This window comes from Chitinophaga agrisoli, assembly GCF_008386695.1.
Taxonomy (GTDB): domain Bacteria; phylum Bacteroidota; class Bacteroidia; order Chitinophagales; family Chitinophagaceae; genus Chitinophaga; species Chitinophaga agrisoli.
This window is the reverse complement of sequence record NZ_VUOC01000004.1, coordinates 249,966-276,659: the sequence shown is the minus strand read 5'-3', so window position 1 is coordinate 276,659 and position 26,694 is coordinate 249,966. Positions and strand designations below refer to the sequence as shown.

8 protein-coding genes and 1 riboswitch are annotated in these 26,694 nt (G+C 52.9%); of the genes, 3 read left to right on the top strand and 5 right to left on the bottom strand.

The genetic code is table 11. From position 1 onward, the window contains the following. Positions 1–20: 20 nt before the first annotated feature. Entirely contained in the window at positions 21–9,815 is a 9,795-nt protein-coding gene (locus F0L74_RS20390) for a Tc toxin subunit A-related protein (protein ID WP_149839764.1), read from the bottom strand. A gap of 50 nt (positions 9,816–9,865) precedes the next feature. Further along, positions 9,866–17,413: a SpvB/TcaC N-terminal domain-containing protein gene (locus F0L74_RS20385; protein ID WP_149839763.1), complete on the bottom strand. Its 7,548-nt coding sequence runs from the start codon at positions 17,411–17,413 to the stop codon at positions 9,866–9,868. Between the two features lie 143 nt (positions 17,414–17,556). Then, a riboswitch (Fluoride riboswitch) is annotated at positions 17,557–17,631 on the top strand. A gap of 45 nt (positions 17,632–17,676) precedes the next feature. Here F0L74_RS20385 and F0L74_RS20380 point away from each other — a divergent pair. Beyond that, complete coding sequence (locus tag F0L74_RS20380; RefSeq protein WP_149839762.1) at positions 17,677–18,975, top strand: voltage-gated chloride channel family protein; 1,299 nt, start codon at positions 17,677–17,679, stop codon at positions 18,973–18,975. On the opposite strand, the gene F0L74_RS20375 is transcribed toward F0L74_RS20380, so the two are convergent. Next, entirely contained in the window at positions 18,956–19,915 is a 960-nt protein-coding gene (locus F0L74_RS20375; RefSeq protein WP_149839761.1) for a nitrilase family protein, read from the bottom strand. The two genes, F0L74_RS20380 and F0L74_RS20375, sit on opposite strands and share 20 nt — an antisense overlap. A 55-nt stretch (positions 19,916–19,970) precedes the next feature. Here F0L74_RS20375 and F0L74_RS20370 point away from each other — a divergent pair, with 55 nt between their 5' ends. Then, a complete protein-coding gene (locus F0L74_RS20370) occupies positions 19,971–20,918 on the top strand; it encodes an NADP-dependent oxidoreductase (protein ID WP_149839760.1) in 948 nt (315 codons plus the stop codon). Here the strand turns inward: F0L74_RS20370 and F0L74_RS20365 are convergent. After that, positions 20,915–21,865, bottom strand: coding sequence for an aldo/keto reductase (locus F0L74_RS20365; RefSeq protein WP_149839759.1), 951 nt, complete (start codon positions 21,863–21,865; stop codon positions 20,915–20,917). The genes F0L74_RS20370 and F0L74_RS20365 overlap by 4 nt on opposite strands. A 398-nt stretch (positions 21,866–22,263) precedes the next feature. Between F0L74_RS20365 and F0L74_RS20360 the strand changes: the two genes are divergently transcribed. Beyond that, positions 22,264–24,435: a bifunctional alpha,alpha-trehalose-phosphate synthase (UDP-forming)/trehalose-phosphatase gene (locus tag F0L74_RS20360; protein WP_149839758.1), complete on the top strand. Its 2,172-nt coding sequence runs from the start codon at positions 22,264–22,266 to the stop codon at positions 24,433–24,435. A 237-nt stretch (positions 24,436–24,672) separates the two neighbouring features. Here F0L74_RS20360 and F0L74_RS20355 read toward each other — a convergent pair whose 3' ends face one another. Then, the gene (locus F0L74_RS20355) at positions 24,673–26,454 is read right to left on the bottom strand and encodes a glycoside hydrolase family 15 protein (protein WP_149839757.1); all 1,782 of its coding nucleotides are present in this window, start codon (positions 26,452–26,454) and stop codon (positions 24,673–24,675) included. Between the last annotated feature and the right edge of the window lie 240 nt (positions 26,455–26,694).

The window sequence follows — 26,694 nt, the reverse complement described above, 5'->3', positions numbered from 1 at the left end:
CTATCAACCAGGATAAAGTCTTACCAGCTCAGCGTTCCGCTAAACGGTACCACGAGGATGATATCCAGTAGTTTGGCCGGGTCGATAAGATTACCAGTGGTGAGCAGGCTGGCCGGGATATCCGCTGCCTGCAGCACCCAGGGAGCGCCTTTGCCCGGTACTGTTACCGGGCCGGTGGCTGTTCCGTTCCGGATCAGGTAATCTGGCAGCGGCCATACGGTTTCTTCGCCGCTGTTGAGTTGTAATGTTAACCCGTCTGCGCTGATGCCGGTTTCCGTAGCCAGGAAGAGCCCTACCTGACCGGCGCTGTTACCCAGTTTTACATTAGCCAGGTTAGCCGGGTACATGGCGGTTACCAGCTCAAATGAGAGGGAGGAGGCTACCTCCTGCGTAGTGCCGCTACCTGTTACTACGGTGTTGTTGCAGAAATTGAACCAGGCGGCGCTATACAGCTGGCGCAGGCTGAGGTATTGGTAGCCTTTATAGTCTGTGAGCGGTGGTAAGGCCGTGATCTGCGCTGCGTAGGCGCTGCCGCCATCTTCTGCGGTGTAGTCGATGGTGAAGATCACATCGCTGATGGAACGCAGGGGGAAAGCATTGGCTGCCTGCGGGATGCTCAGGTACCAGGAAGATACCGCGCCTGTTCCCTCAAAGGGCAGGTACTGCTCATCATTGAAGTTGAGCTGGAATACGCCCGCATCATTTATACCGGTGGAGATGATGATCTCCTGGTTGGGGTTCCAGTTCATCCGCAGCGAGCCATCACTGGGGGGCGTAGTGGTGATGCCTGTAAGGTATTGGGCGGCAGTTACGCTGGGCCGTATCATTACCGTGTTGCCGGTTTGCACCAGCGTAGCATGCAGATCCTGGTAGGGGCCCACTACTGCCGGAATGGTAACGCTCAGCGATCTTATTTTACGGTTATAATGTGCGGGGAAATCCAGTTCATAACTGAGCTCATTCAGATCAAAATAGCAGCTGCCGGTAGCCAGCAGGGTGAGTAGAGCCTGCGGGTTGTTCTGGCGCATGGACCATGTTTTCCTGATCTCCAGTTTGCGGTTATTACCGCTGATGTATGCATTTTCCATTTGCTGTAATGCCAGCAGGAGGGCGTCTCCGCCCAGGAGGCCCTGGTAAGCGGCATTCCAGGCGGCATTGCTCAGGTATGTATGGGTAAGGTTGAGCTCATACTGCAGGGCTGTCTGGGTTTGCTGCGCCAGTGTCCAGGCGAGCTGGAACAGCTGGGAGTACAGGCCGGATAGCTGTCCGGACAGCCAGCTGTATAGGGCTTCGTTCGTGAATTTGTTGGTGAGGAACTGGTATACTTCCTGCGCCTGCTGTAACTGTGCCTGGTTCAGCGACGCCTCCTGGCGGGCAGCTTGTAATGCAAAGCTGTTTGCCGTTATCTGGGCGCTGATCTCCTGCATCTGGTTGCCGGCAACGGTGGCCTGCAGGCCCCATTCCTGTTCACGGCGTACATACTGGGCCATCTGCGCGGCCAGTTGTCCTGTGAGGCCGCTGATGTGGGCCAGGGATTGCAGCGCTTTGCCTTCCGATTCAGTGGCATGCCCGAAATCCATACCGCCATCCGCCAGGCCAAAGATGTTTGGCAGCAGGAAGGCGATGCCGGCCAGCGCATCGATATCAGTTGTTACCAGGTTAAGGTCTATTGCGAGCGCGCCCAGTTCCAGGGAGGCCGCCTCCAGGAAATTGACGGGCGTGCGCAGCCATTTGTTGTAGGTATTGTGCAGGTAGGCGGCATTGTCATAGCTGGCCTGTAAACCCGCTTCCACATATTGCAGCTGGTTCACCTGGCTGGCACGGATATCTGCCGTCATATTGTACAGCACTTCCTGGTAACCGGCCTGCATCCGGGCCAGCTGTTCGCCATCCTGCTTTTCGAGGGCCGCCTGGAGCTCTGCGCCAAGGCGTACCACTTCTGAGGTAACGGCTTTTGCCTGCGCTATCATATAGCTGAAGCGGAAGGCCGGCACGGCGGGGATAGATACGGCCGATGCGTTGCCCAGATCACCGGTTTCCGCGGCTGCTACCAGCGCGGCCGGATCAATGGCGGGGGCGTATAAGGGGATATGGTTGGGCGTGCCGCCGATGGTGAGGCCATGCCGCAGCTTAAACAGGCGGTCTGCCACCAGGTCCCAGTATTGCAACAGCTGTTTGTTGGCGGGCACACAGAAATAAGCGTCTACTATGCTCTGTACCTGTTGTTCCAGTGTAGCGTCCGGACCAATGCCAGCCAGCTGGTTCTCCATTTCTATGAGGAAAGGCGGCACGTTGCCGGCGCCGTAAGCGTCTTCGATATCTGCATAGTTTACGGCAGGTTCCGGCGCTTCTGATACTTCTTTAACGGGTATACGTCCCAGCAGGGAGGCTGCCATTACATAGCGCATGGTAGCATCGCTCAGCGTTTCCCAGGTATCCTGGGTAAACAGGGAATCGCCCCAGTTCAGGAGGTTCTCTACATAGCGCATGAAGGTGGCTTTTTGCCAGGAGTTTATGCGGAGGCGGGCAATCGTATCCGGGTCAAAGGGATCGTATTCGTAAACGGCCATCTGCAGGGAGGCGGTATAATATTCCGCCGGCTGCAGGAAGTTTTCCTGCCAGGCATCCCCATTCAGGATATGGTAGAGGGTTTCCGCATTGATACGCTGGAAAGGCCGGAAGTTCCAGTATAACGCATTAGGCCCTACGCTGATATAGTTTTGATACAGGCGCTCAATATCAGCGCCACGCATGGCATAGCCAAATACCGCTACATCCGCGATCTGGCCGTTAAAATAGAACTCGTTAACGGAGCCGGCGCTACCGCAGCCTATACGGAAAGTGCCCGTGGTATTGTGGATATAATGGGTAATGCGGGCAGTATTTTGCGTAACATGCTTACCGTTAATGTACACCTTCAATGTTTTGCCGTCGTAACGCCCCGCTACAAATTGCCATTCATTAAGGGTGTCGAGCGGATATGAATCTGCGCTTACCCATCCGGTGGGCCCGCCGTTTGATTGACCCTGTATAAGCAACCGCAGCGTCCAGTTCTTTGCGCTGGAGTTGTAATGAAAGGCCAGGTGGTAACCTGTATTGGCTGTCTGTGAATTAACGATGGTGATATAGGTGGCGGAGGATGGCATGGACGTGAGCCGCACCCAGGCTGTAATGGTCATTTCCGCCGTATTCAACGATGCATTGTATGGGCTGGTTGCGGTAGAGGAAGGCCCAAAGGTCCATATCGCGCGGTCAAATTTGCTAAAAGGCGGCTGCTGGCCGGCTGCTTCTGTCAGCGTATTGAATGTAACCGGGAGCTGGTTTTTAAGGTCTATGAACTGGTTATTGGATGAACGGTTCATTGGCCAGATGGCCACCGGGCCGGTATTGCTATCCGTGTTAAACAGGAAATCATATAATTTCTCCACGGTAGGCGGCTGGCTGCTGGCGGGATCGAAGATATAACGGAACCATTTTTCCGCGGCCGCGTATTTATTACCTGCCCGCAGTTTCTCTGCAATGAGATAAGGCGCGTAGAAGAACAGCTCCCAGAAATACATGCCAAAGGCCCCGTTAAAATTCATGCTGTCCATTGCCGGTAAGGTGACCAGCGGGGAGGGCATGTAGTCGTTAAGGTCCTGCTCCGGCAGGTATTGGACTTCCCGGGCATATAATGCATTGATGCCGTTGGCAGCTAACAGCGTTATCAGATCGGGGAGGGTATCTGTATTCATCCGCACAAAGCGCATGGGGAAATTTGCGGTACTGTCCAGCAGTGGAGAGCGCTGGAAACTTAGTATCAGCGTGGCCGAATCTTCATGATAGGAGGATTGTATACACTCGGCGATGGTCTTTGTGGCGATATCAGGGAGAACAAGATAGGATTGGTTACCGGTATTAAATGCAAAGGCGCCGGCGCTATTGCCCAGGCGGTAAAGGCTGGTGTTGGCGTAATCCATGCCCGACAGGTATGGGGTAAGGGAGGTTTGATAGGCCAGCAATACCTGCGCCGCTGTGAGCGTGATATCCCAATACTGGAACCCGAGGGCATAGCCATTGAAGCGGCCAAACTGCATTTGGCTAAAGGTAGCTGCACTGATGTTTAGCGGCGCATAACCAGCCTGTTGCGCCACGCCATTTAAATAAACTTTTATGCCGGATGAGCTGGTAGTGATCGTGAGAAAATACCAGGTGTTTAAGCTGATAGGGAGGCATACATTGGTAGTGCTTGAACTGTTGGCAGGTGTATAGAATATATACAGATAACCATTGTATATGAAACATTCCTTGATCCGTAAGATGGCATTGCTGGACATGAGCGGGAACCCCATAAGGATGCTGCCACCGGAGGCAATACTTTGCACGTTGAGCCAGCAGCTAAAAGTGGAATTTGCTGCCGACTCGTTAACCGTCCAGATGAAGTTGTACCAACTGCCTGTTGTAAAGGATGCCACAGCAGCGTTGGGCATAGCAGGGAACACGTTCTGTTTGAAAGTGAAATTATTGGACGATGATCCATTAGATCCACCCACAACATCCTTAACGGTAGTGCCCTTTACCAGGCCATAATTGTCAATACCGGGCCACCAGGATGTTTTAACCGGCAGCGGTGGTGAGATCAGGCTGGCGCTGGCGGCAAAGCTCAGTTGCGTCTGGTGGTCTGTTTGCTCCAGCCAGCCATCGAGTAACAGGTAAGCATGGGTGTTAATGCCCGCATTCACCTCCTGCGTGCGTAGGGAAGAGAACAACACGGAGGCGCGCAGGATAGAGAAATAGTCAGACTGGTTACTGTAGGCGAGTTTGGCGGCTGTATAGATCTGGTTCTGGAACGTTCTCTGTTCGTCCGTCATGGCCGAGGTGGACGGCTGAACGGGGGCGGAAGTAATGGCGGGGTTCCAACCCACTATGTCTCCCAGTTGTACCAGGATACTGTCTGCGATGCCGGCGGAGCCAGGAACAAATTGCAAGCGCGGTTTATTCCAGGGAAGCGTTTTATAAAATGCATACTGTTGCTGGCTGGCGGTATCGCCCATACGTGCGCCCAGCAGGTCTGTCTCATAATAGTTGGTGTGTGGCAGCCCGCTGCCGTATACCGCGATGATGATGTCTTTTCTCAAGATCACCGGGGCGATCCAGGTAGCGGAGAAATCACGGTAGGAGTAGTAGATGCTACCGTATACCGTGGTATATTTCTGATCGCTGGCGGTGGTGTTGACCACCGTGGTCTGTTCAACCCAAAAAATGAACTGCCTGCCAAAAGCGGCGATGGTGGAAACATATGGAGCACTGATCTGCAGGCTGATCTTTTCCCAGGGGCCAAAACTCATATTGGTGGCGTCGCTGGGCGGGGTTCCATCCTCCACGGCGTCTTTGCTGGTAAGCGCCACCGCCACCCGCGTATAAAAGCTGTAAGGCGCGGTGCGGGAGCGGCCAACGATGAAAAGCGAGTGCTTATCATTATCGTCCTGCAAACCCGGCCCGCCTTTTTGCATACGCGCCACATAACCGTCTACGATCTCCAGGCTGGCTACTTCGTTTACTGCTTCCAGGTAGCTGGCCAGCGCCTGTTTTACATTGTTATCCGTGATCTGCCCTTTGGATATATCATTGACAAACGTTTTGAACTGGGGGCTCTGGAATTTCCGTAAGCTGGGGTCTACATAGTTTTCCGGGTAAAGGTATACTTCCCGGTTAGCCTGCCATACCCGGTAGGTGCTCATCCATTCCCACCAGCTGTTGGGGATCTGGTTCACTACGCCCGGTTCCATATTATTGATGCAGCGGTTCACATATAATTGCAGGCTGTTCATACCGGCCACCATCCAGGATATTTTTACGGATGGCGACATATTCACATCTATGAGCAGGTATTCATACAGCTGGTCTTCATTTGTTACGCCGTCTATATCGCCGCCCAGTTCCCATATGAGCCAATCGGCCAGCACGTTGCGGGTTTGGGCGGCCAGGTCTGCCCGTACCTTCTCTATGGCGGCGCTGCCGCGTTTGGAGCTAAGGGCGCCGTTGATGGCAGCGGCGGCAGCCAGGTAGTTCTGCCAGCTGTCTGTGGACGTGAACAGGTTATCCGCAGAGAGCCCGCGCAACAGGTTCAGCGAGGCGATATTCATGCCCAGTTTTTCTTCCTGTACGAATACGGCGGCCAGTTTGCGTATGCCCGCCACCGTTGTAAAATCAACCATGGAGAAATAAGCCTGGCTGGTGATGGCGCTGATCTCGTCTGCATTCCAGCCTGTGAGAGAAGCCAGGTACCCCGTTGGGTTGCCCAGCCAGGTTTTGAGCGTATCCACATACTGGCCGAACATCTTGCCGGGCAGCCGTTCCAAAATGCCGGGCAGCTGGGGGACGGTTAAATTTTCCGGCAATTGCGCCAGGATGAAATACAGCAGCAATCCTTCGCTGTTGTTACAATAAGCTAACAGGGACTTGTAGGCGGTGATCGTTTGCAGCTGCGTTATGCTGAGTAATGTATCATCATACGAGATGTTTCCAGTGCCGAAGGCATCCGGGAGCGCCACAATCGCCGTCATCTCTTTTCCGTTGAGGCGGAGGGCGCGGGCGAGGGCGGTATTGCGGAAGAGCGTATCCAGGTAGGCAGTGCGTTGCGGATTGTTATCCGGGGCGGTGACCAGCAGGAAATTGGCGAGGTAGGGGTAAGGCGTGCTGTCTTCAAATCCAAGCGCGGTGGCATTGTTCACCTCCTGGCTGGAGAGGCGGCTTATGCCTGCCATCTGCTGTGCGCTCATACGGGCGGCGCCCGCCAGGGTTTTGATCACCAGGGTTTCCTGTGCGGTGAGGGCATTCATGAGGGTTTGCCAGATCACCAGCACTTCGCTGGCGGAGGGCAGGTCCGGCACATCTACCCAAACCGGTGTGCCTACGTTGCTGCCGTTATAGAACGTACCATTGTAAGCAGCGCCTCGGGGGCTATAGTTGTTGATGGTAGTACCGGTCCCTTCATTCATCGGCCAGTAGGCCAGCAGGCCGTCTTCCGAACCGGTGAACGCGGTATACATATCCTGCATGATCTGTTCGCCGGTGCGTGCGGTTGTCCAGATAGATACGTTGGCCACATAACCGTTGAAACCGTAACCGGCGTAATAAGCTACCGTCTGCGATCCCGGCAGCTGGTAGATGGCCGGCACCTCCTGCGGCATTTTTCCCATACCCACTTCTTCCCCGTTGCAGTACAGGCGCCAGTTGCCGCTATCGTTCACCCAGGAGATAAAGGCCCATTGGTTATTAGCTGTGAATATGCCGGGCACCGTACCGGAGTAGTGGATATCGTTATATCCTTCCTCCACCCTTATGGATCCCGGGGCGGGCGCTTCGTTTATAGAACAGAGTAATACACCCGGCGGCATATCGTAAGGATACCATACATCGCGGTTACCTACAAACATGGGCCAGCCTTCCGTGCTGATCTCGTTTACCTGTCCCCAGAGGCTGATGGTAAAACTATTTCCCGCTATGATGGCAGGGTCCGCAAACGGGTAAAAAGGGAACGTTACGTTTCCTTGTCCGCCGGCCGCGCCAAAGGCGATCAGTTTCTGCTGCGGGTTTATTTTGAAAAGCGCCGGCCCGGTGACTTCCCCGTTATAGAGGATGGCGCCTATATGCTTTGGCGTTAGTGGAACCGCGTTGGTGACTATACCATCGGGCGTTAATACTTTTGACGCGACCAGCTGGGTAAAGATGGCTTGCGATGTTGGGGCATCCAGTGTATCCGTGTTAAAGCTGTTCTCGTCCAGGCGGGCCTGGCGGCTGGATTGCAGCATATCTGTGAGCGCTTTGTCAAAGGCTGCCGCATCTGAAAGTGGTATGGCGCCGGTGGGTAATACCCCGGTTACCTGGTAGCTAAGCTGGCTCACGGTGAGGTTGGCGTGCTGGAGCCATTCCGCTGTTTCGATCAACGTTTCCACCTGTTCCAGGGACCAGGCGGCAGTCATTGGCAGATCCAGCAGGCTGGCCATCAATGTAAGATCCGGTACGCTCATACCCAGCATGCGCGCCATACGGGCCACGCGATACATCATCGACATAAATGGTACTTCGAGCTTAACGCTTACCGCACCGGGGGCGATAGCTGCCAGTAGCGCGGTAAGGTCTGTTCCGCTGACCTGGAGGGCGCCTGCCAGCTGGCTGTTGAGGCGGAGGTCTTCCGTTGTTTGTGTGCCGGTCAGCGTCCATGTAATGACGGTGGACGCGAACACCGGGTTACCGTCATACACAGGGCGGTAATAAGCCGGTTGCGTGGTGTCTGTACTGTTGGCCATCAGCGGCGGCGTATTGTATACGCGGTCCCAGAGGTTTTGCTGTGCTGCACCAGGCGTTTCCCCGCCATAGGTTTTCATATCGTACCAGAAAGCGCTTAGCTCATCTGCCGGAATATCATATACTTTTTGAATGGCGGCGGCGGCGCCCAGCACTTCGATGAGGGAATCATCCACTGTGTTTACCGGCGCATCCGGGTTTAATGATAAGGCCGCGGATCTCAGCAGCCAGTCCAGCTCTTCATAAGACCAGTTATGTTGTGCTTTGAGGCGGATGTACACGGCCAGCTGTTTTAGTATATTATCTGTAAGGGCGCTATCTGTTGTGCCATCTGTCACCACTAAAGCGGCGGGCTCCCTGTTTACGAGGTCTGCATCGCGGAGATCGAGGTATTGGCCGGATGACAGCACGCCATTGAGGAAGAACAGGGGCAGGAGCAGGTTTGCATTGTCTTCCAGGTTTTGGTACAGCAGCGCCTCCAATGCGTCTGGCGTAAGGCCTGTTTGCCGCAGGAATACGCGTTGTTGGCCAAGTGCGGCCAGCAGGTCTGCATCTGTAGCAGCTGCATCATGAAAGCCGTAGAGCTGTGCCAGTGTGGTAACGGTTGTTCCATTCACCATGGAAAGCTGTTCCGGGGAAAGGTCCAGGAGGGCAGCCGCTGTGGCGGGGGCGGTGTTATCCAGCGTTTTGTACAATGAGGCCAGACCGGTCTGCAATTCCTCCATGCCTTTGCGGATGGTGAGGAATGACTGGTTAAAAGGCGCGCTGAAGGGATAGGGCGCGGCGGCTATCAGCTCCAAGGGATCGTTACCACCTGCATAATTGGTGGCAATGTTCTGCTGGAGGATGGCATTTACGATATCGATATAGGCCAGCTCTGTACCTGCGGTGCCACAATCGAGCGGCAACGTCCACAGGTCCGGGCGGCGATATTGCAGGGTGAACAGCTGTTCCAGTGGCGGGGTTACGTAGTCTGTGACCACCCGCATAAGGTCTGTAAAGTAGGCTGCCGGCCCAAAGATACTCTGGCAATCGTCGCAGTCGCAGGTGATCATGGGGCCAAACAGACGTTCGTAATCTGGTACGCCGGCCTGGAAATCCGGCTGGTTGGCGGCTGCCGGTGTGTCTGTAACCGCGAGGGTAACTGTACGGGGACGGGCCAACGCTAATTCGAAGCTAGCGCGCCGGATGCGGGCGGCATTGGCGGAGATCTGTGCACATAAGGCGTTTGCATCTGTTATGCCTTCGAGGGCAGACAATGCCGGGGTTGCTTTTTGTGCAAATTCCGCGTTGTCTGTGGCCGCAATATGATGTGCGCTGTGAAAGCCGAGGGTTTCCAGGACTTCGGCCACGTTGTTGTCAGGGTATACCTTTAACATGCGCTGGCGGGTACGGAGGCTTTGCAGCAGGTCTTTGCGGCTGCCATCCGGCCAGTTGTAACCGGCGAGGGCGGCTTCGCTGAAGAGGTCTGCCGTTTCGAGGCGGAGGCCTGGATTGGCCGTCAGGAAAGTGGATAGTAGTGTCACATGAATATTTTTCCGGGTGATAAGTGCTTGTTATATACGGTGGCTGTTTTTTATGTCCTATTGACTCCTTTTGTTTTCCAGTCCTGCATGAGGCGTTTATATAAAACCGGATCCAGCCTGCTGATGGTCCCTGTTCCAAAATCACCCTGGCTGGTGAGGTCTTCCGTGGGCGCCATTTTCTGGGCGGATTGTTTTGTCTGGATCCTTACCGGAATACCGGCGGCTTCCAGTTCCTCCACGGAGCTTTTAAAATTCTGGAATTTGTCTTTGGAGGCGTCCTGAAGCGTAACCGGAAGATCATATGGCCGCAGGAATTTTACCCGTAAGACGATGGACTCCCCTAATTCCTGTTCCATATCATCTTTAAAATTCTTAATGGTATTTACACATCCCAGGCAGGGGGAATAGTTGATACGGAGGCTGAATACGTTTTTACCACCCTGGGCAGTATTGTTGCTGCTATTGGGCACGCCGATGTCTTTAAGGAAGGTTGTGAACGGCTTGCCGTAACTGCCGGCATTATTCTGCAGGGAGGATGTAGCCCAGTCTTCCGCATGCGGGTTATCTTTAGTACCCCGCTGGTTGCTGGTGCCGATGTTATAAAAATCCAGGTGTTCTGCCGCCCTTCCGTTTTCGCCGGCCTGTATGGCCAGCCCGTTTACTTTTAGCAGGGCAATAACGCCGCTGCTCGTAGAAGTGACATACCTTTTATTAGCCGCTGCTGTGAGCGGATCTGCTTCTGACGGATAGGGCTTTGTACGTTCTTTTTTTGCGTTGCCGGTAAGCTGAGACTGATTGGTTACCACCTTCCTCACCACTTTCTTCCTGTTGGCTTTAGGAGCGCGGCCTAAGGTCAGTTTGGCTGCTTTTGGCGCTTTTCTGCCTTTACCGCTTTTTGCAGCAGTTCTGGCCACATTCTTTAACTGCGTTTTGACCGCACGGGGCGGCTGAACACGGGTTCTGTTCATGCCCGTGGGATCGTTATAATTCACCGGGTTGCCGCCAGCATACTCGTATAAATTAAACCCGTCTACGGGGCCTGCCGGGTCCGGGGACATCCAGCGCGCCAGCCAGTCCGCGTAATACCGCGCGCCGTAATAGTATAAGCCTGTTGTATTGTCCCGTTCTTTTCCGCAGAAGCGCAGTTCCTTGGTATCTGCATCCAGCTGGTTCCTGCTTAGCATGTAGGCCGTTCCACCGTACACGTAATACTCTTCATAAGTGAACAGACCGGCGGCCTCGTTCACTTCGATCCTGACGGAATTGAGGGGATCGCAGAGCTGGTAGCGGTAGCACACATCGCCCGCGGCGATTACTGTTTGTATGGGCGGGGGGATGGTCCAGAGATGTGTGATGAGCACAGCGGCGTCTCCATCATTTACTACCAGCGTGTGTTTTTCCGAATCCGGCGTAATGGGTGTGCTGGTAGTTGTATTTACCGGGGCGGTCCAGCTGCGTTGCCGTTGGTAGCTGCCCAGGTAGATCTTTTCTGTGTATAAAATTTGTGTGCCGCCGTTGGCCATCTGTTCTGTTATTTTCCTTACGCGGTTCCCATTGATATCGTACTGGTAATATTCCGCATCATCCAGGGCCATGTTTTCGCCTGTTTGCGGGTTGGTTACATTACGGGAGATGTTTACCACGGCAGCCATGTAATTGGCGTAATTCCAGCTGATCTGCGCTGTACTGCCGGGCTGTAGTACCAGCATGTTGCCGTTTGCATCATAGGTGAATGAGGGCTGGCTGGCCGCGTTGCCGGCGTACATGGTGTTGAGCCGGTTGCTGCCGGCGGCGATGGTCATTACCTGGCTCCAGCTGGCGCTGGTTGCTACCTGGCGTTTTAAGACCAGGTTATTGCCAAGATCATACGCGAATAGCTGGGTATAGTTTTCCAGGTTTTGCAGATCAGTGGTACTACCTGTTGTATTTTGCCTGAGCCCCGGCAGGGTACGTCCTGTTGCGCTGATGATCCGGTACAGCGGGTCATAGGTGTAGGTGCTGACCGGGTCTATTTGCTGGTTGTTGTTGAATACGGTCTCCGCATTGTTATTGGTAGCGGTGATGGTATGCCCCACCGGATCGTAGGTATAGCCAACATCCTGCAACACTTCCGGTTGCCCGGTTATATTGCTGGTGGCATATGTACGCCGGAGCAGTTGTGTGAGCGGATCATAGGCGTGCCGGGTAATGACCCCGTTACCGTTGATAGCAGAGAGGCGTTGGCCTGCGGCGTTATATTCAATATTGCTGATCACGGTTTGCCATTGCGGATCTGCGGTGACGGCAGGGTTGGCAATTTTTTGCTTGCTGGCCTGCAAAGCGCTGTTGATGTTGTATTCATATGCCAGCTGGCTGCCATCGGGCTGCGTTTCCCAGATTACCTGTCCGGTTACGTTGCAGGCGGTGCTGCGGGTAAATACAGGCTCGTTTATGATATCCTGTTGCGCCTGGGCTGTCCAGTTAGCGGTTGTTTTATAATCAGGGCGGAGGTATGTGTTTACCTGTAGCGGCTTACCAGCCAGGCCATAGCTGTTGATCACTGTGAGGCCGGCATCGTCATACTCTTTCCAGGGTTTTCCCACCAGGTTAAGGCCGGCCGCGTTGGGGGCCGTTTCTCCATACACCATACGCTGTACCCAGTTGGCTAACGGCGTTGACTGATCGCCACCGCTTACATACATACCCAGGGGGCGCTGCAGGTTATCATATTTATTTTGGGAAACGAACCCGCGGCTGTCCCAGGAGACGGCCGCATTGCCGGCTATATTCTGCAGGGACCAGCGCAGGCCTGCGTCTGCGCTGTCTGATTGCAGCACTTGTCCGTCCATGGCGTATTCGCTGCGGAAGTTAAAATAGGGCGTGTTTTCCCGTACCATGGCCAGGAAGAGGCGCGGATCTGTATTGGAGAGCTGTTGTCCCTGGAGATCATATACGGCCATAGCTGTTAAACAGGTTTGGGTTAGATAATCTTCGAGACGGGCGCCGTTATCCGGGAATTGCGTTAAGAAATGCTGGTGAAACCCTGGCTGGTAGGGCTGGAATGCCGGCGTTACCCAGGCGGCGGTATCCTCCGTTTGTTTTTTAGCCAGGTAACCGGCATTCAGCAATGCATTCCAGGTATCCTGCTGCGTCATGGGGGCGGCTACGGATTCCGGGATAGCCGTAGATGTTATAGCGCCCAGGTTGCGGGTAATGGTGCGGATGGTGTTGCCCTGGTTGTCCAGCACGGATGTTTCCGGCGTATTATAACAGGGCAGGGCGGCGTTAAGGGCGTTTAATTCAGCCACCTGCCAGGGCGCAGGATCCTGGGGATAGTTGGCCAGGAACCACTGGTAATACGTGGAATCCGGCATGGTATCGTTGAAATCCCAGGCGTTTGTTTCCCAGGATCCGTATACTGTTTTTGAGAAAAAACCTTTGGGAGAGTTGAGGCGGATCACACGGTCCATGGGATCGTAAAAGGTGACCGTGGGCGGCGGAATCAGTTCCTGGTCAATGATCTCCTGCTGGTCTTCAAAATCTGGTGTATCGCTAAAATAGGGCTCGTATTGCTCCACTGGCATGCCCTTATTGTTATAGACTGTATAACCGCTTACCAGCCAGCGGTCACCGGGCGCTGTGCCGGGTGTTGTTTTGTCTTTGGATTGCATTAGCCCGCCCAGGCCATTGCTGTAGGCGATGCTGATGGGTATAAGGGGCTCGTTGCCTGTTAGTCCGAGCGCCTGCACATGCAGGTTGCGTGTGAGGCTGATAGCGTTTACCGGCTGATTGCGCAGTAGCCAGGCAGCGAGATCATAATAGTAAAAGATGGTGGCGCCCTGCAGGTATTTGGCCGGGTTGGCTATTATATCGTTAAATGTGGCGTTTGGTTGCAGTACGTATTGGTCCAGTGGGAGGTCGCCGGCTTTTTGGCCGTTTATTTCACCGTATACGGTAGATACGATCACCTGGCCCAGCGGGTCGTACAACAGTTCTGACACCGTTTGATTGGCGTCTATATTGCGCCAGGGCTGCATGACGTGGTAGTCATACTGGAAATATGTGCTCACCGTTATTTCAGCGGTAATGAATTCCGCTGTTTGGATAACGGACAGGTAATAAGGATCGTAGCTAACGGTGGTGTTACCATTAAAGCCGCTGTCATCCAATACTTCCTGCGTGTAGATGGTGGCGATAGCAGGCCTGGTGACGGATGGCTGGTAAAACTGCCGGCTGCTCCAGTTATAAGATTGCATGAGGCCATAGTTCCACCAATAACCGTCTTCGAATACGTAGCCGCAGTCATTGGCCAGGATGGTGTTACCGACCTTATCTCCGAAGGAGCGGGTTACCTGATCCGGGCTGAGGGCAGCAGTTTCTTGATGATGCAGGAGGGATAGCGCATTTGTTTCGCCATAAGCTAGCGTTGTTGTGCCATCATTATTCCAGTACACGCTACGATCCCAGCTGAGTAAGCGGGACCATGGCTGCAGGGGAGGGGCGGCTGTGGGTACAACCGGGTTTTGCAGGGCGGCGAGGACCTGTTGCAGCAGATCTGCCCTTGTAAATGGCGCATTGTCCGGCGTGGTGATACCGCCTGTTTCGTATGTGCGGGTTTGCCAGTTGAGGCCAATATGCTGCCAGGTATCCGCAGGATAACCGGTTGTACTGATGGTATTGATATAAGCAGCATCACTGATGAGGATGCGCCATTGTTGTTGTTCCGGGTAAATAATAGCGCCTGGCACATTCCGGCGGGGAAAGCTGATATCTGTGCTCAGTAATGGGTTCCCGTACTGATCTGTAGCGAGGGTGAGATGCTGCCCGATGAGCGGGTCTGCCGGGTTACGGTCATAGGTGTAGTTTAACGCATTGACTGTTGTTGTCATCAGGCTGCAATAGCGGCTATTGATGCGGGGTTGCACCAGGCTAACGAGCAGGGTTGACATGGATACCGTATATGGTTCATGCGCCAGCGCAGTATCATCGTCTGCATAGACCTCTGTACGTACAGGCGTTCCTGCCATGGCCGCGTAAGCCTGCCGTATGGCAGCGGCGTCTTGTTGATGAAGCGGCGCATCCAGCTCAAATGCGGGGATAGTCCATTGTTGGGTATCTCCTTTATAGAACTGGGTTTGGTATTGCGCGCAGATCTCCGGCGTTTGTTCATAAGCGCCGGTAATGAACCAGGTACGCGTGTATACAGGCGGCGCCCATAGCTGTTCTTCCAGTAAGCGGGCCCGTTTTGCATCTGTGGCTGCTGCGGCCTGGAAGGAGGCGAAGGTATCCGTATCCCATGTTTCCACAAAACCAAATCCGCGGAACTCACGCTCTACCGGATCGAAATAGCCATCATGGTACCTGAACCGCTGCGTGTATATGGCGCCGGTGAGCTGGTCTGTAGCGGTGGTTTCAGACACCACACTAACGGGCATGGGTAAACGCGTGGCCCAGTGGTATCCTGCCTGTTTGTCGCGCAGCAGTTCAAGGACGGAGGTGGTATATGTTAGCGCAGATAAACCGCCGGTACCGTTATCAACGGATTGCAGTAGGTAAGGTTTCTTTTTATTGCTGAAATCGTAGTAAAAATGTTTGAGCTCCGGATCTGCAGTGGTAAAGATCAACGAGGCAGTACCGTAACCGGATACATCGCCCGCGGTGATGGATGTAATATTGGAATAGCTGGCGGGGAAGGGGAGATCCACCGGATCGCTGAAGGCGTTGCCGTTCTGGTTAAACCATATGCGGGCATAACCCGGGTAACAATATACAATGTCTGTGGCCCCGCTGCCGTCCGCATCGATGAGGAAGAGGCGGGCCGCATCAAACAGGCCGTCTATCAAGGGGGCATTGGCCAGTGTAATGGCATCGCCAAAATGGCCGTGTCCCAGGCAGGGCCACACGGTGAGGCTGCCGTTACAAAGCCGGAAACGATGAGATAAACCATCGCCCAGGAAATCTGCAAAGCCGGTTAGTTGCTCCTGGCCGGCAGGCCCTGTTGGCGGAAAGCGGGCGGGCGTATATGCTACCGCTGCTGCTCCAAAACCTGCTTTGCCGTAGGATGGGTAAAATTTTAACTGGCGGTTGTCTGCAAATAACAGATCGTGCCGGCCGGCGCCACTCAGGTCTGTTGTTTCCTTTTCCGGGGACAGGTATTCCACCGGGAAGCTGTTAAAAGGCCGGAAGGGCAACCAATCGTTTAGTCCGCCGTTTTCAAAATAGCCATTGATCCCGCCATTGTTCACTACCAGGTCCAGTACACTGTTGCCCTCCAGGGAGGTAAGGCTCACCGGTGCGGTCTGCAGATCACGGAACACGGGAAAGTCTTGTAATACCCGCATGGGCGCATATTTGCCGTTGCCCAATGGCGCCAGGTAAGCGGTAAATGCGGGGGTGCTGTATAACAGGCCATCCATACCGATGCCTTCCAGGTCTACCGGGATAAAACCATTTGCATCCAGGTATCCTGGCGCATCTGCCTCCAGCAATTGCCAGGCAGCGGCCAGGGGCGTGAAGTCCTGGTAGCTTAACACGGTTGGCGGCGTATCTGCGATCCACAGGGGTTGTCCGGGCCGGGTCTTATACCCGCGGTTGATGACCTGTTTGATCATAGCAAAACCGGAGAGACCGGAAAGATCATATTCAGGCAGCAATGCGGTGGTGGTGAAAGGCTGTCCCTCATTTTCGAGGGTAAAATGATGCCGGAGATAAATACCCTGACAAAGCCTGGCGGTGCGGATCTCGAAACCGCTTTTATAGGTGCTGAACGGGTCCGGGCGGGCTGTCCATGCGGAGGGCGGCGCATCCGGATCATCTTTATTGAGCTGGCCGTAGTCAAAGATCAGTTCGAAAGCAAAATGTTCCTGGGTGGTATCATCCTCCTGCGTGGTATAGTTACCATACCGGATCGTGTCCGGATAACGCTGGGAGCTGAAATCCCTGCCCGTGTTATAGCTGGTACCCGGAATGCCGGTGGTATCGCCTGGTTTGTAATTATACAGGATCTTATTGCCATAGGCATCATAACTGCATTCTATCAGCCATTCAAATATCTGCTGCGGGCGCTGCGGATCGTAGATGCGGCCGTTACTGGAGATACCGTATAAGCTGGTCTTATTATCAGCCGTGACCACTTTCCAATGGCTTAATAAGGTAGCTGCATCTACCCAATGCTCGATGATGGCAAATGCGGCTTCCAGACGGGGGCGCCAGGCGGTGATATTCCAGGTGGTATCACTATCTGTATATGTATAAGCGGATCTTACCCAGCCATTTTCTGTGTGATCATATTTTTCGAGCAGATCGCCCGCGCTGCCCAGTATAAATACATCTGTATGATCGTAATGCGGTATGCCGGTGCTTGTTTTGCGCACCACTGAATCAAAGCTGAGGGAGAAACCGAGGCCAAACAAGCCATTGCCGGCGCCGGAGCTGTATGTTAAATTGATGGTTGGCGAAAAACCTCTTGCATCCGGTAACGGAAAAGGGATAGAAAATGCGCCGGAGCCGGTGAATGCCTGCGCTTTGAACGGCTCACTGATCCCCCGCAGCGCTCCTCCGCCGGCAGGCATGGTAACCTTGGGCGCAGCGATGCGGGACGAATCAACTTTGCTTGTCATGGATAATAACGTTTAGGGTGGAACAAATGTAAAAGTTAGCAACAGTATAATGAAACATGAAAGATTAAGTTATTTTAAAAGACAGTTATATGACATGCTATCGTGTGTTGCAGTTTTTATTATTTATTTCTACATTTGTTCCATCAAAACCAGGAAATGGTGTCTTCCTGCACAAGAACCGTCCCAATAACACGGGTACTGATGGCGCCTACAAATAGTAATGGAGCATTTCCCAGTGCTCTGCAAAAAACATTTGTAGGACTATGATCAAAAAACTGAGAACTTCCGTAGAACAATTTGCCATCGCTTATCATTTAATCCGCTGGACCTTACTTGTTATACCGGTATCCCTGATCACGGGCACGCTAGTGGCGTTATTCCTTTGGCTGCTGGAGCAGGCCACGCATCTGCGCTGGCGTAATGGCTGGCTGTTGTGGTTGCTGCCGCTGGCCGGTTTGGGTATTTACTGGCTGTATAAAAAGCTGGGCAAAAACGCGGAGGCGGGCAATAACCTGATCATGGACGAGATCCACCAGCCCGGCGGCGGTATACCGGCGCGTATGGCGCCGCTGGTGCTGATCACCACGGTGATCACGCATCTGTTTGGCGGCTCTGCCGGACGGGAAGGCACGGCGGTACAGATAGGGGGCAGTATGGCGCATATGGTGGCGCGCTGGTTAAAGCTAACGGATAAGGACCTCCGCATATTGCTGATGACGGGTATAGCCGGCGGTTTTGGGGCAGTGTTTGGCACTCCGCTGGCCGGGACGGTGTTTGCGCTGGAAGTGCTGGCGATAGGCGTTATCCGGTATGATGCGCTGCTGCCCTGCCTGATGGCAGCCGTGTTTTCCAACGCGGTATGCAGCGCCTGGGGTATTACCCATACGCATTATGTTATCAATTTCCCTTATGGCAGCGGCGCGCCCTGGTTATCTTTCCTGCATATGAACCTGCACCCGGAGCTGCTGCCCAAAGTGATCCTGGCGGGGATAGCTTTTGGGCTGGCGAGTTTTGCGTTTGCCCATACCATGCATCTTATTAAGCGTTATGCGCAGCTTTGGATAAAACCCGCGTACCTGATACCGGTAGCAGGCGGTTGTATCGTTATTGCCTTTACCTATGCGCTGGGCACCCGCGATTACCTGGGCCTGGGCGTGGATAGTCAGTATCCTCATGGCGTAAGCATTGTAAACGCTTTCCACCTGGGCGGTGCAGATACCTGGAGCTGGTTGTGGAAGCTGTTGTTCACCGCTATTACGCTGGGCATGGGATTTAAGGGGGGAGAGGTGACCCCGCTGTTCTTCATAGGCGCGGCGCTGGGCAATACGCTGGCGGTGTGGCTGGGCGCCCCAGTGGATTTGTTTGCAGGCCTGGGATTTATAGCCGTATTTGCCGGCGCTACCAATACGCCGCTTGCCTGTACGTTGATGGGCATAGAGTTGTTTGGGTCAACGAATGCGTTGTATTTTGCGGTGGCATGTTTTACGGCGTATTATTTTAGCGGGCATAGCGGTATTTATAAATCGCAGCGTTTAGAGATCCCTAAGATCGATCATCAGTAGTCATCCAGACTACTTTCTGTTCCGCCTGGTGCGGTTGGCCGATGATATCTGCATATAAGTCCGGGCGGCGGGCTTTCCGGTAGCGGTAACCGCCAGATTGTGTTAATTTTTCCGGCGTGCAGGTGGCGATGGCGATATCATTTCCCAGCGCCCGGCATTCTGCCACAATATCTCCAAACGGGTCCAGGATCATGGAGCAGCCATTCTTAAGCTGATCATCATCCATACCAATTGCATTGGAGAAGATGGCGTAAATGCCGTTATCATATGCCCGGGCCGGCAGCCATTTCATGAGCCATGACCTGCCTTTCATGCCATCGAATTCGAGGCGGAGGGAGGTAGGATCTGTTTCCCGGCGCTCCCATAGCTGTGGGTCTACAAAGCCAGCGCCTGGCCGGGTAGAAGGCGTGCACATGGTCACATGCGGCATAAAAATGATGTCTGCGCCCAGCAGGGCAGTGGCCCTTACATTTTCGATGATGTTGTTGTCATAACAAATGAGGATACCGCATTTCCAGCCATGCAGCTCAAACACCACGTAGGCGTCGCCCGGTGTTAAATGCGGGTTGATGAAGGGGTGCAGTTTGCGGTATTTGGCCAGCAGGCCGTTTTTATCTACGCATACATAGGCTTTGTATAGTTTATCATCCGCATCTTTCTCAAATAGTCCTGCGAGCACGGTAATGCCGGTATCCGCGGCGATGGCCTGCAGTGCCTGTATACTGGGGCCGTGCGGGATGAACTCCGCCAGGTCCAGCATTTGTGCTTTAGACAGATCGCGGGCAAAGGTATAGCCGGTAATGGAACATTCGTGAAAAGCGATCACATCGGCCCCTGCGTTTGCGGCTGTTGCTGCCATTGTGCGGATGGTATGCAGGTTAGCGGATTTATCGCCGCTGCGGTGCTCGAATTGGGCGGTAGCTATTTTTACAGGACGCATGGATACAGCATTTTATAACGAAAGTAATTATCTTTAGCCACTTAAAACGGATAGTATGAAAGCCATCGCTGTTTCGGCATTTAAAGCCGCACCTGAAGTAATGGACCTGCCGCAGCCGCAACTGCGTCCCGGCACGGTACTGGTACGTGTAGCCGCCGCCGGTATAAACCCTTTTGACTGGAAACTGGCAGACGGGATCCTGGATGGGCATATGCCGCATCAATTTCCGCTGATCATGGGCGTAGAAGGCGCCGGTACAGTGATGGAAACCGGTGAAGGCGTGACCCGCTTTAAGAAAGGGGATAAGATCTATGGTATCTTTTTTCATAGCCCTGCGGGAGAAGGCTCTTATGCGGAGTATGCGATCGTACCGGAAGATGCGGCCATTAATCATGCACCCACATCCATTCCGCTGGAAACAGCCGCAGGCGCTGGCAATGCCGGTATGACCGGGTTGCAGCTGCTGGAGAAACTGGGGTTACAGAAAGGACAAACATTGCTGGTGATAGGCGCTACCGGCGGCGTGGGCTCGTTTGTGGTACAACTGGCCGCTTTGCAGGGATTGCAAGTAATAGCCACTGTGAGCAGTGAAGAAGGCGCTACCCGTATGCAGGAGTTAGGCGCTGCCACTACGATCAACTATAAGCAAGCCCCTGTAGTGGAACAGGTAAAACAGGCTTTTCCGGAGGGGATAGATGGTTTGATAGATGTGATCAGCAATAAAGCAGATTTTGAAGCGGCTGTTGGGCTGGTGAAACAGGGGGGCGCAGCGCTCACCACGGCATTTGTGGCGGATAAACATTTTTTGCAGGAGCGGCAGATCCACGGCGGCAATTTTGAGACAAAAGGCACGCCGGCATCGCTGGCGCAGCTTACACAGCTGATTGATAAAGGGCAGATAAAAGTGCCGTTGGATAATATCATTTCACCGGAGGAAACGGGCGGAGCCATTGCGCAAAGCCGTGCTGCGAGGAGTAAGGGGAAGACGGTGATAAAGTTTTAATACGCGCTCGCCTCTTCCAGCTGTTGCAGGGCGGCCGCATCCAGTCCCAATGTTACCGCTTTTGTTAATGCTTCCAATTGCTCCACACTCGTAGCGCTTACAATGGGCGCAGTGATACCCGGTCTTTGTACCAGCCAGGCAATAGCTACGCCGGCGGGGTTTGTGTTATAACGCGCAGCAACATCATCCAGCGCTGCCAGGATGCGCAGGCCTCTTTCATCGAGATAACTAACCGCTTTTTGTCCGCGGGGGCTTTTGGAAAGATCTGCTTTGGAACGATACTTACCACTCAGGAAACCGCTGGCCAGCGAGTAGTAGGGGATCACGCCCAGCTCGTGTTCCAGGCAGATAGGAGCATAAGAAGTTTCGAATTTCTTGCGGTCATACAGGTTATATTCCGGTTGTAATGTTTCGTACCGGGGATAACCATATTGTTCGCTGTTATGTAAAGAAAGCTGCAAACGCTCAGGGCTCATGTTAGAGGCGCCTATCACGCGTATTTTGCCGGCGTTTATCAATGCAGCATAAGTGGCCAGGGTTTCTTCCACCGGTGTGCCTTCATCATCATAGTGTGTCTGGTAAAGATCGATATAATCTGTTTGCAGGCGGTGTAAGGAGTCTTCTACTGCTTTGGTGATATATGTCTTAGACAGGCCTTTTTGTTGCGGTCCCATTTCTGCGCCTACTTTAGTGGCAATTATTACCTGCTCCCTTTTACCATTTTGTTTTAACCAGTTGCCGATAATGGTCTCTGATTCTCCGCCTTTGTTACCGCTTACCCATTTTGCATATACATCCGCCGTGTCTATGAGATTGAAGCCGGCTGCTACAAAGGCGTCCAGTAATTTAAAAGAAGTGCTTTCGTCTGCGGTCCATCCGAATACATTGCCGCCAAATGCGAGCGGCGCTACTGTTAGCGCTGACTTACCCAGTTTCCGTTGTTCCATTGATTCATATTTTTTTGAAAATAATGCATCCACAAAAAAAGTACCAACAAACATGATGAGTGGTTGGCGGGCTCCGCAGAATGTGCGGATTATCTCCACATTCTCAACGAAATATAGGTAGTGGCTGCCACACCGAAGCCATTTTGCGTGTATAACGTATACGGCTATGTTATAAAGAATGTTTATCTTGCGAAAGCCTTAAAGCTGCTTATATTATATAAATACTTCATTCCCGGTATTCGTTGTATCCATTGAAACTCCAGCCATGGCAGCAGGCTTGGACATTTGAATTTAGCACTTAACTATTAGCGCGTGTTACCTGGCAGGTACTACCTGCGGTGAGGAATTTTTATATACAGCGGAACAGATTTTGTTAGATAAACGACATTTAACGTACTATGAGTAAGACCATTATTGTATCGAACAGGCTACCCGTAAGGATCACAGAAAAGGACGGAGCGTATACGCTGGCACAGAGCGAGGGTGGACTGGCTACAGGGCTGGGCTCTATTTACAGAGACGGTAATAATGTATGGATCGGCTGGCCTGGATTGGAAGTTACATCAACAGAAGACCAGGCGCGCATACGAGAAGAAATGGCCGCCATGAACCTGAAGCCTGTGTATTTAACGCAGGATGAGATCAACAATTACTACGAAGGATTCTCTAACGAGACCTTGTGGCCTGTATTTCATTACATGGCGGTGTATGCCCGCTATGAGCAGTCTCATTGGGACTGTTATTACCGCGTGAACGAGAAGTTCCGGGATATCATACTGGAAACAGCAGAGCCAGGCGATGTAATATGGATCCATGATTACCAGCTGTTATTATTGCCGGGCATGATCCGTGCGGCCATGCCGGATATTTCTATTGGATTTTTTCTGCATATACCTTTTCCTTCCTTTGAGCTGTTCCGCCTGATACCGTGGCGGGCAGAACTGCTGGAGGGTATGCTGGGGGCGGACTTACTGGGCTTTCATACTTTTGATGATAGCCGGCATTTTATTAATGCCGTTACCCGCCTGCTGCCCATCAATGCCTCTGCCAACGTGCTGATGGTGAATGACCGCGCCGTGATCGCAGAGACGTTCCCCATGGGTATTGACTATGACCGCTATGCCTCTATGGGCAACAACCATGAAGTGCAGGAGCAGTTGAAACAGCTGAAAGATAATTTCCAGGGTATAGACATGATCCTGACCATTGACCGGCTGGATTACAGCAAGGGCATCCTGCAACGCCTGGAGGCTTATGAGCTGTTCCTGCAATTGCATCCGGAGTATGCAGAGAAGGTGGTGTTGTACATGATCGTGGTGCCTTCGCGGGATAATGTACAACAGTACAAGGATCTGCGCGATGAGATTGATAAGCTGGTAGGTGGTATCAATGCCCGTTTCCGTACCATTAACTGGCACCCGGTGCATTATTTTTACCGTTCATTCCCCATAGAGACCTTATCCGCGCTGTATAATTTTGCGGACATAGGGCTGGTAACGCCTATGCGCGATGGTATGAACCTGGTGAGCAAGGAGTATGTGGCCAGCCGCACCCATAACGATGGCGTGCTGATCCTGAGCGAAATGGCCGGCGCATCCCGCGAGCTGATCGATGCACTGATCGTAAACCCGAATAATATAGGCGCTATCACCCGCGCCATAGAAGAAGCGCTGATAATGCCCAAACCAGAGCAATACCGCCGTATGAAACAGATGCGGCAGGTGGTAGCGAAATTTAATATTGCGCACTGGGTAAAACTCTTCATGGACCGGCTGCAGGAGGTAAAGCAGATACAGCAGTCTATGCTGGCCCGCCGCCTGAGCCTGGATATGCAGCTGCAGGTGCAGCGGCAGTATAAATCCGCCACGAAACGCGCTATTTTCCTGGATTATGACGGCACCCTGGTGGGCTTTAACGTGAATATTGATCTGGCTTCTCCAGACCAGGACCTGTACCAGTTGTTACGGGAACTGACGGCAGACCCTGCCAATGAGGTGATCATGATCAGCGGGCGTAAACATGAGACCTTATCTCAATGGCTGGGCCATCTGAAGCTGGACCTGATTGCGGAACATGGCGCCTGGAATAAGAAACAAGGCGCGCGCTGGAAAAAGCTGCCGGGCCTTAATGATCAGTGGAAACAGGATATTTACCCTACGCTGGATACTTATACGGACCGTACGCCCGGCTCATTCATTGAAGAAAAAAGTTACTCGCTGGTGTGGCATTACCGTAAGGTGGAACAAGGCCTGGGTGAGCTGCGCGCCAATGAGCTGATGAATAACCTGCGCTATTATACCAATGATAAAGGGCTGCAGGTGTTGCCCGGCGATAAGGTGATAGAAGTGAAGAATGTGGAGATCAATAAAGGCAGGGCAGCTATTAACTGGCTGCAGGACCGGCCTTATGATTTTGTGATGGCTATCGGCGATGACCACACGGATGAAGATATTTTTAAGGCGTTGCCTGAGGAGACGATCTCTATTAAGGTAGGGAGCCAGGTATCAGCGGCGCGTTATTATTTGAGGAATTTCCAGGAGGTGAGGCAGTTTTTAGCGACGCTGGTTTAATGTGCTGATGTGCTGATGTGCTAATGTGCTGATATGCTAATGTGCTGATATGCTAATGTGCTGATGTGCTGATGTGCTAATGCTAATGTGCTGATGCTAATGTGCTAATGAGGTGAATGGTTTAATTTGAAAATATGCAGATGAATAAATGGAATTGTTTCCGTTGTTCATCTGCATATTGCGTTAAAGGGCTATGCATTCGTCATTAGCACATTAGCACATCAGCACATCAGCACATTAGATAAATATCGGCACATCCAATTTCATAGCAATCCTGTATGCGGCGTTCATCAAACCTACATGGCTGTATGCCTGCGGGAAGTTGCCCCATTGGCTGCCGTCTTCTTCGGCTACATCTTCACTGAAGAGAAGGAGATGATTAGAGTACTGGAGCAGGTTCTCGAACTCGCGGATGGCATCGTCCAGGCGGCCTACGCAGGCCAGGGCTTCTACATACCAGAAGGCGCAGACGAGGAAGGTGGTTTTGGGCCGGCCGAAATCATCCGCGTGGAGGTAGCGGTAAAAAAGGCCCTGGGGCGTTTTCAGCTCTTTCTCCAGCGCTGCCAGGTGATCCCGCGCTTTTTCAGAAGCGGGATCCAGGTAATACATATTGATCAGCTGCAGCGTACTGGCATCCAGGTGGGAGCTGCCTACTGCATTGGTATATACTTTACGTTCCGGATCGTAACAGCTTTCTATATGATCGATCGCGCGTTGTTTGAGGGCGATGGCACGTTCCACCAGGGGCTGATGGCCAATGGTGCGGGCCATTTTCTCTGCCGCGCAACAGCCGGTCCATTGGAACAGGTTACTGTAGCAATGGATATTGGCAAAATTGCGGAACTCCCAGATGCCGGCGTCTTTTTCGTCAATGGTGCGCTCTATTTTGCCTAAGAGGTATTCTATCCACCAGGCGGAATCTTTACGCTCTGAGAAGATAAAACGGTGATCTGTATACAGTGGCAGCATGGAGATGAGCACCTGTCCGTAGATATCATTCTGGATATGTTCGTAGGCCTGGTTGCCGATGCGTACTGGCTGGTTGCCCAGGTAACCGCTCAGCTCCGGCAGGATTTGTTCTGTAAGCAGTTTTTGGCCGGTAATGCCGTAGAGCGGCTGATAGCGGTAGTCGCCGGAGAAGGAGATATCCGTTACATAGTTAAAATAACGTTCCATTTCCTCGAAATGGCCTATATGGTTTAGCGCGGTGATGATATAATAGGTATCCCGCAGCCAGCAATACCGGTAGTCCCAGTTGCGGCCACTGTCCGGGAATTCCGGGAGGCTGGTGGTGCTGGCGGCGATGATAGCGCCGGTATCTTCGTACTGGTGGATCTTAAGGGTGAGGGCAGACCGTATTACGTAGGGCTGGTAAAAATTGGCGATGTTGGAATGTTTGATCCAGGTACGCCAGTAGGCGATGGTTTCCCGGAGAAAGTTTTCCGCGGTGGCATTCAGCGCGGCTTCCAGCGGGCTGCCGTAGGAGAGGAGCAGGTATTTAGTATCGTTGAGTACGAAATATTGCTCATCCAGCACATAATTAACAGGAATATTGGTGGTAAGGCGCAATCTTTCTCCGGCGCCCAGGAACTCTACGTGATTGCTGCCAGGCTGGGGATGCAGTTTTTGGGCGCCATAATCGCTTACCGGCTCACAGCGCACGCGTATACGCGGGGAGCCTTCGAGTGGCTCAATCTTACGTATGAGCATGAGCGGTTTAAAATAGCGGTCGTATTGGAAGAAGCGTGGCGCAAAATCAGTTACCAGGTATTTGCCGTTTCCGGCGGTGATCTCTGTGCAGAGGACATTGGTATTTTCCATGTAATACTGCCGGGAGGTATATTCTGTTTCCGGCAGTATGGAGAACTGGCCGCCTTTATCCTTATCGAGCAGGCCTCCAAAGATAAAGGTGCTGTCCATACGCGGCCAGCAGAGCCATTCTATGTTAGTGTTGCGGTGTACGTGCGCCAGGAAGGCGCAATTGCCGATCAATCCCGTCTGGTAGGTGTGTCTTTCCATGCCTTGTATTAATAAGTTATATGCTTTACGTCTGCGCGGATGAAATTGTTCACTTTATATCAAAAGCCAAGCCAAAGGTGATGTGCTGATGTGCAAATATGCTAATGTGCTGATGATGGCCCGTGTACAGCGCCGGGCTGCTGATGTGTGAATATAGACGGTGCTGCATGGTGAAGTATATTATATATTTTAATGTTTGTTGCGGGTTGGAGGTCTACCAAATAGCTGCATTTCATTAGC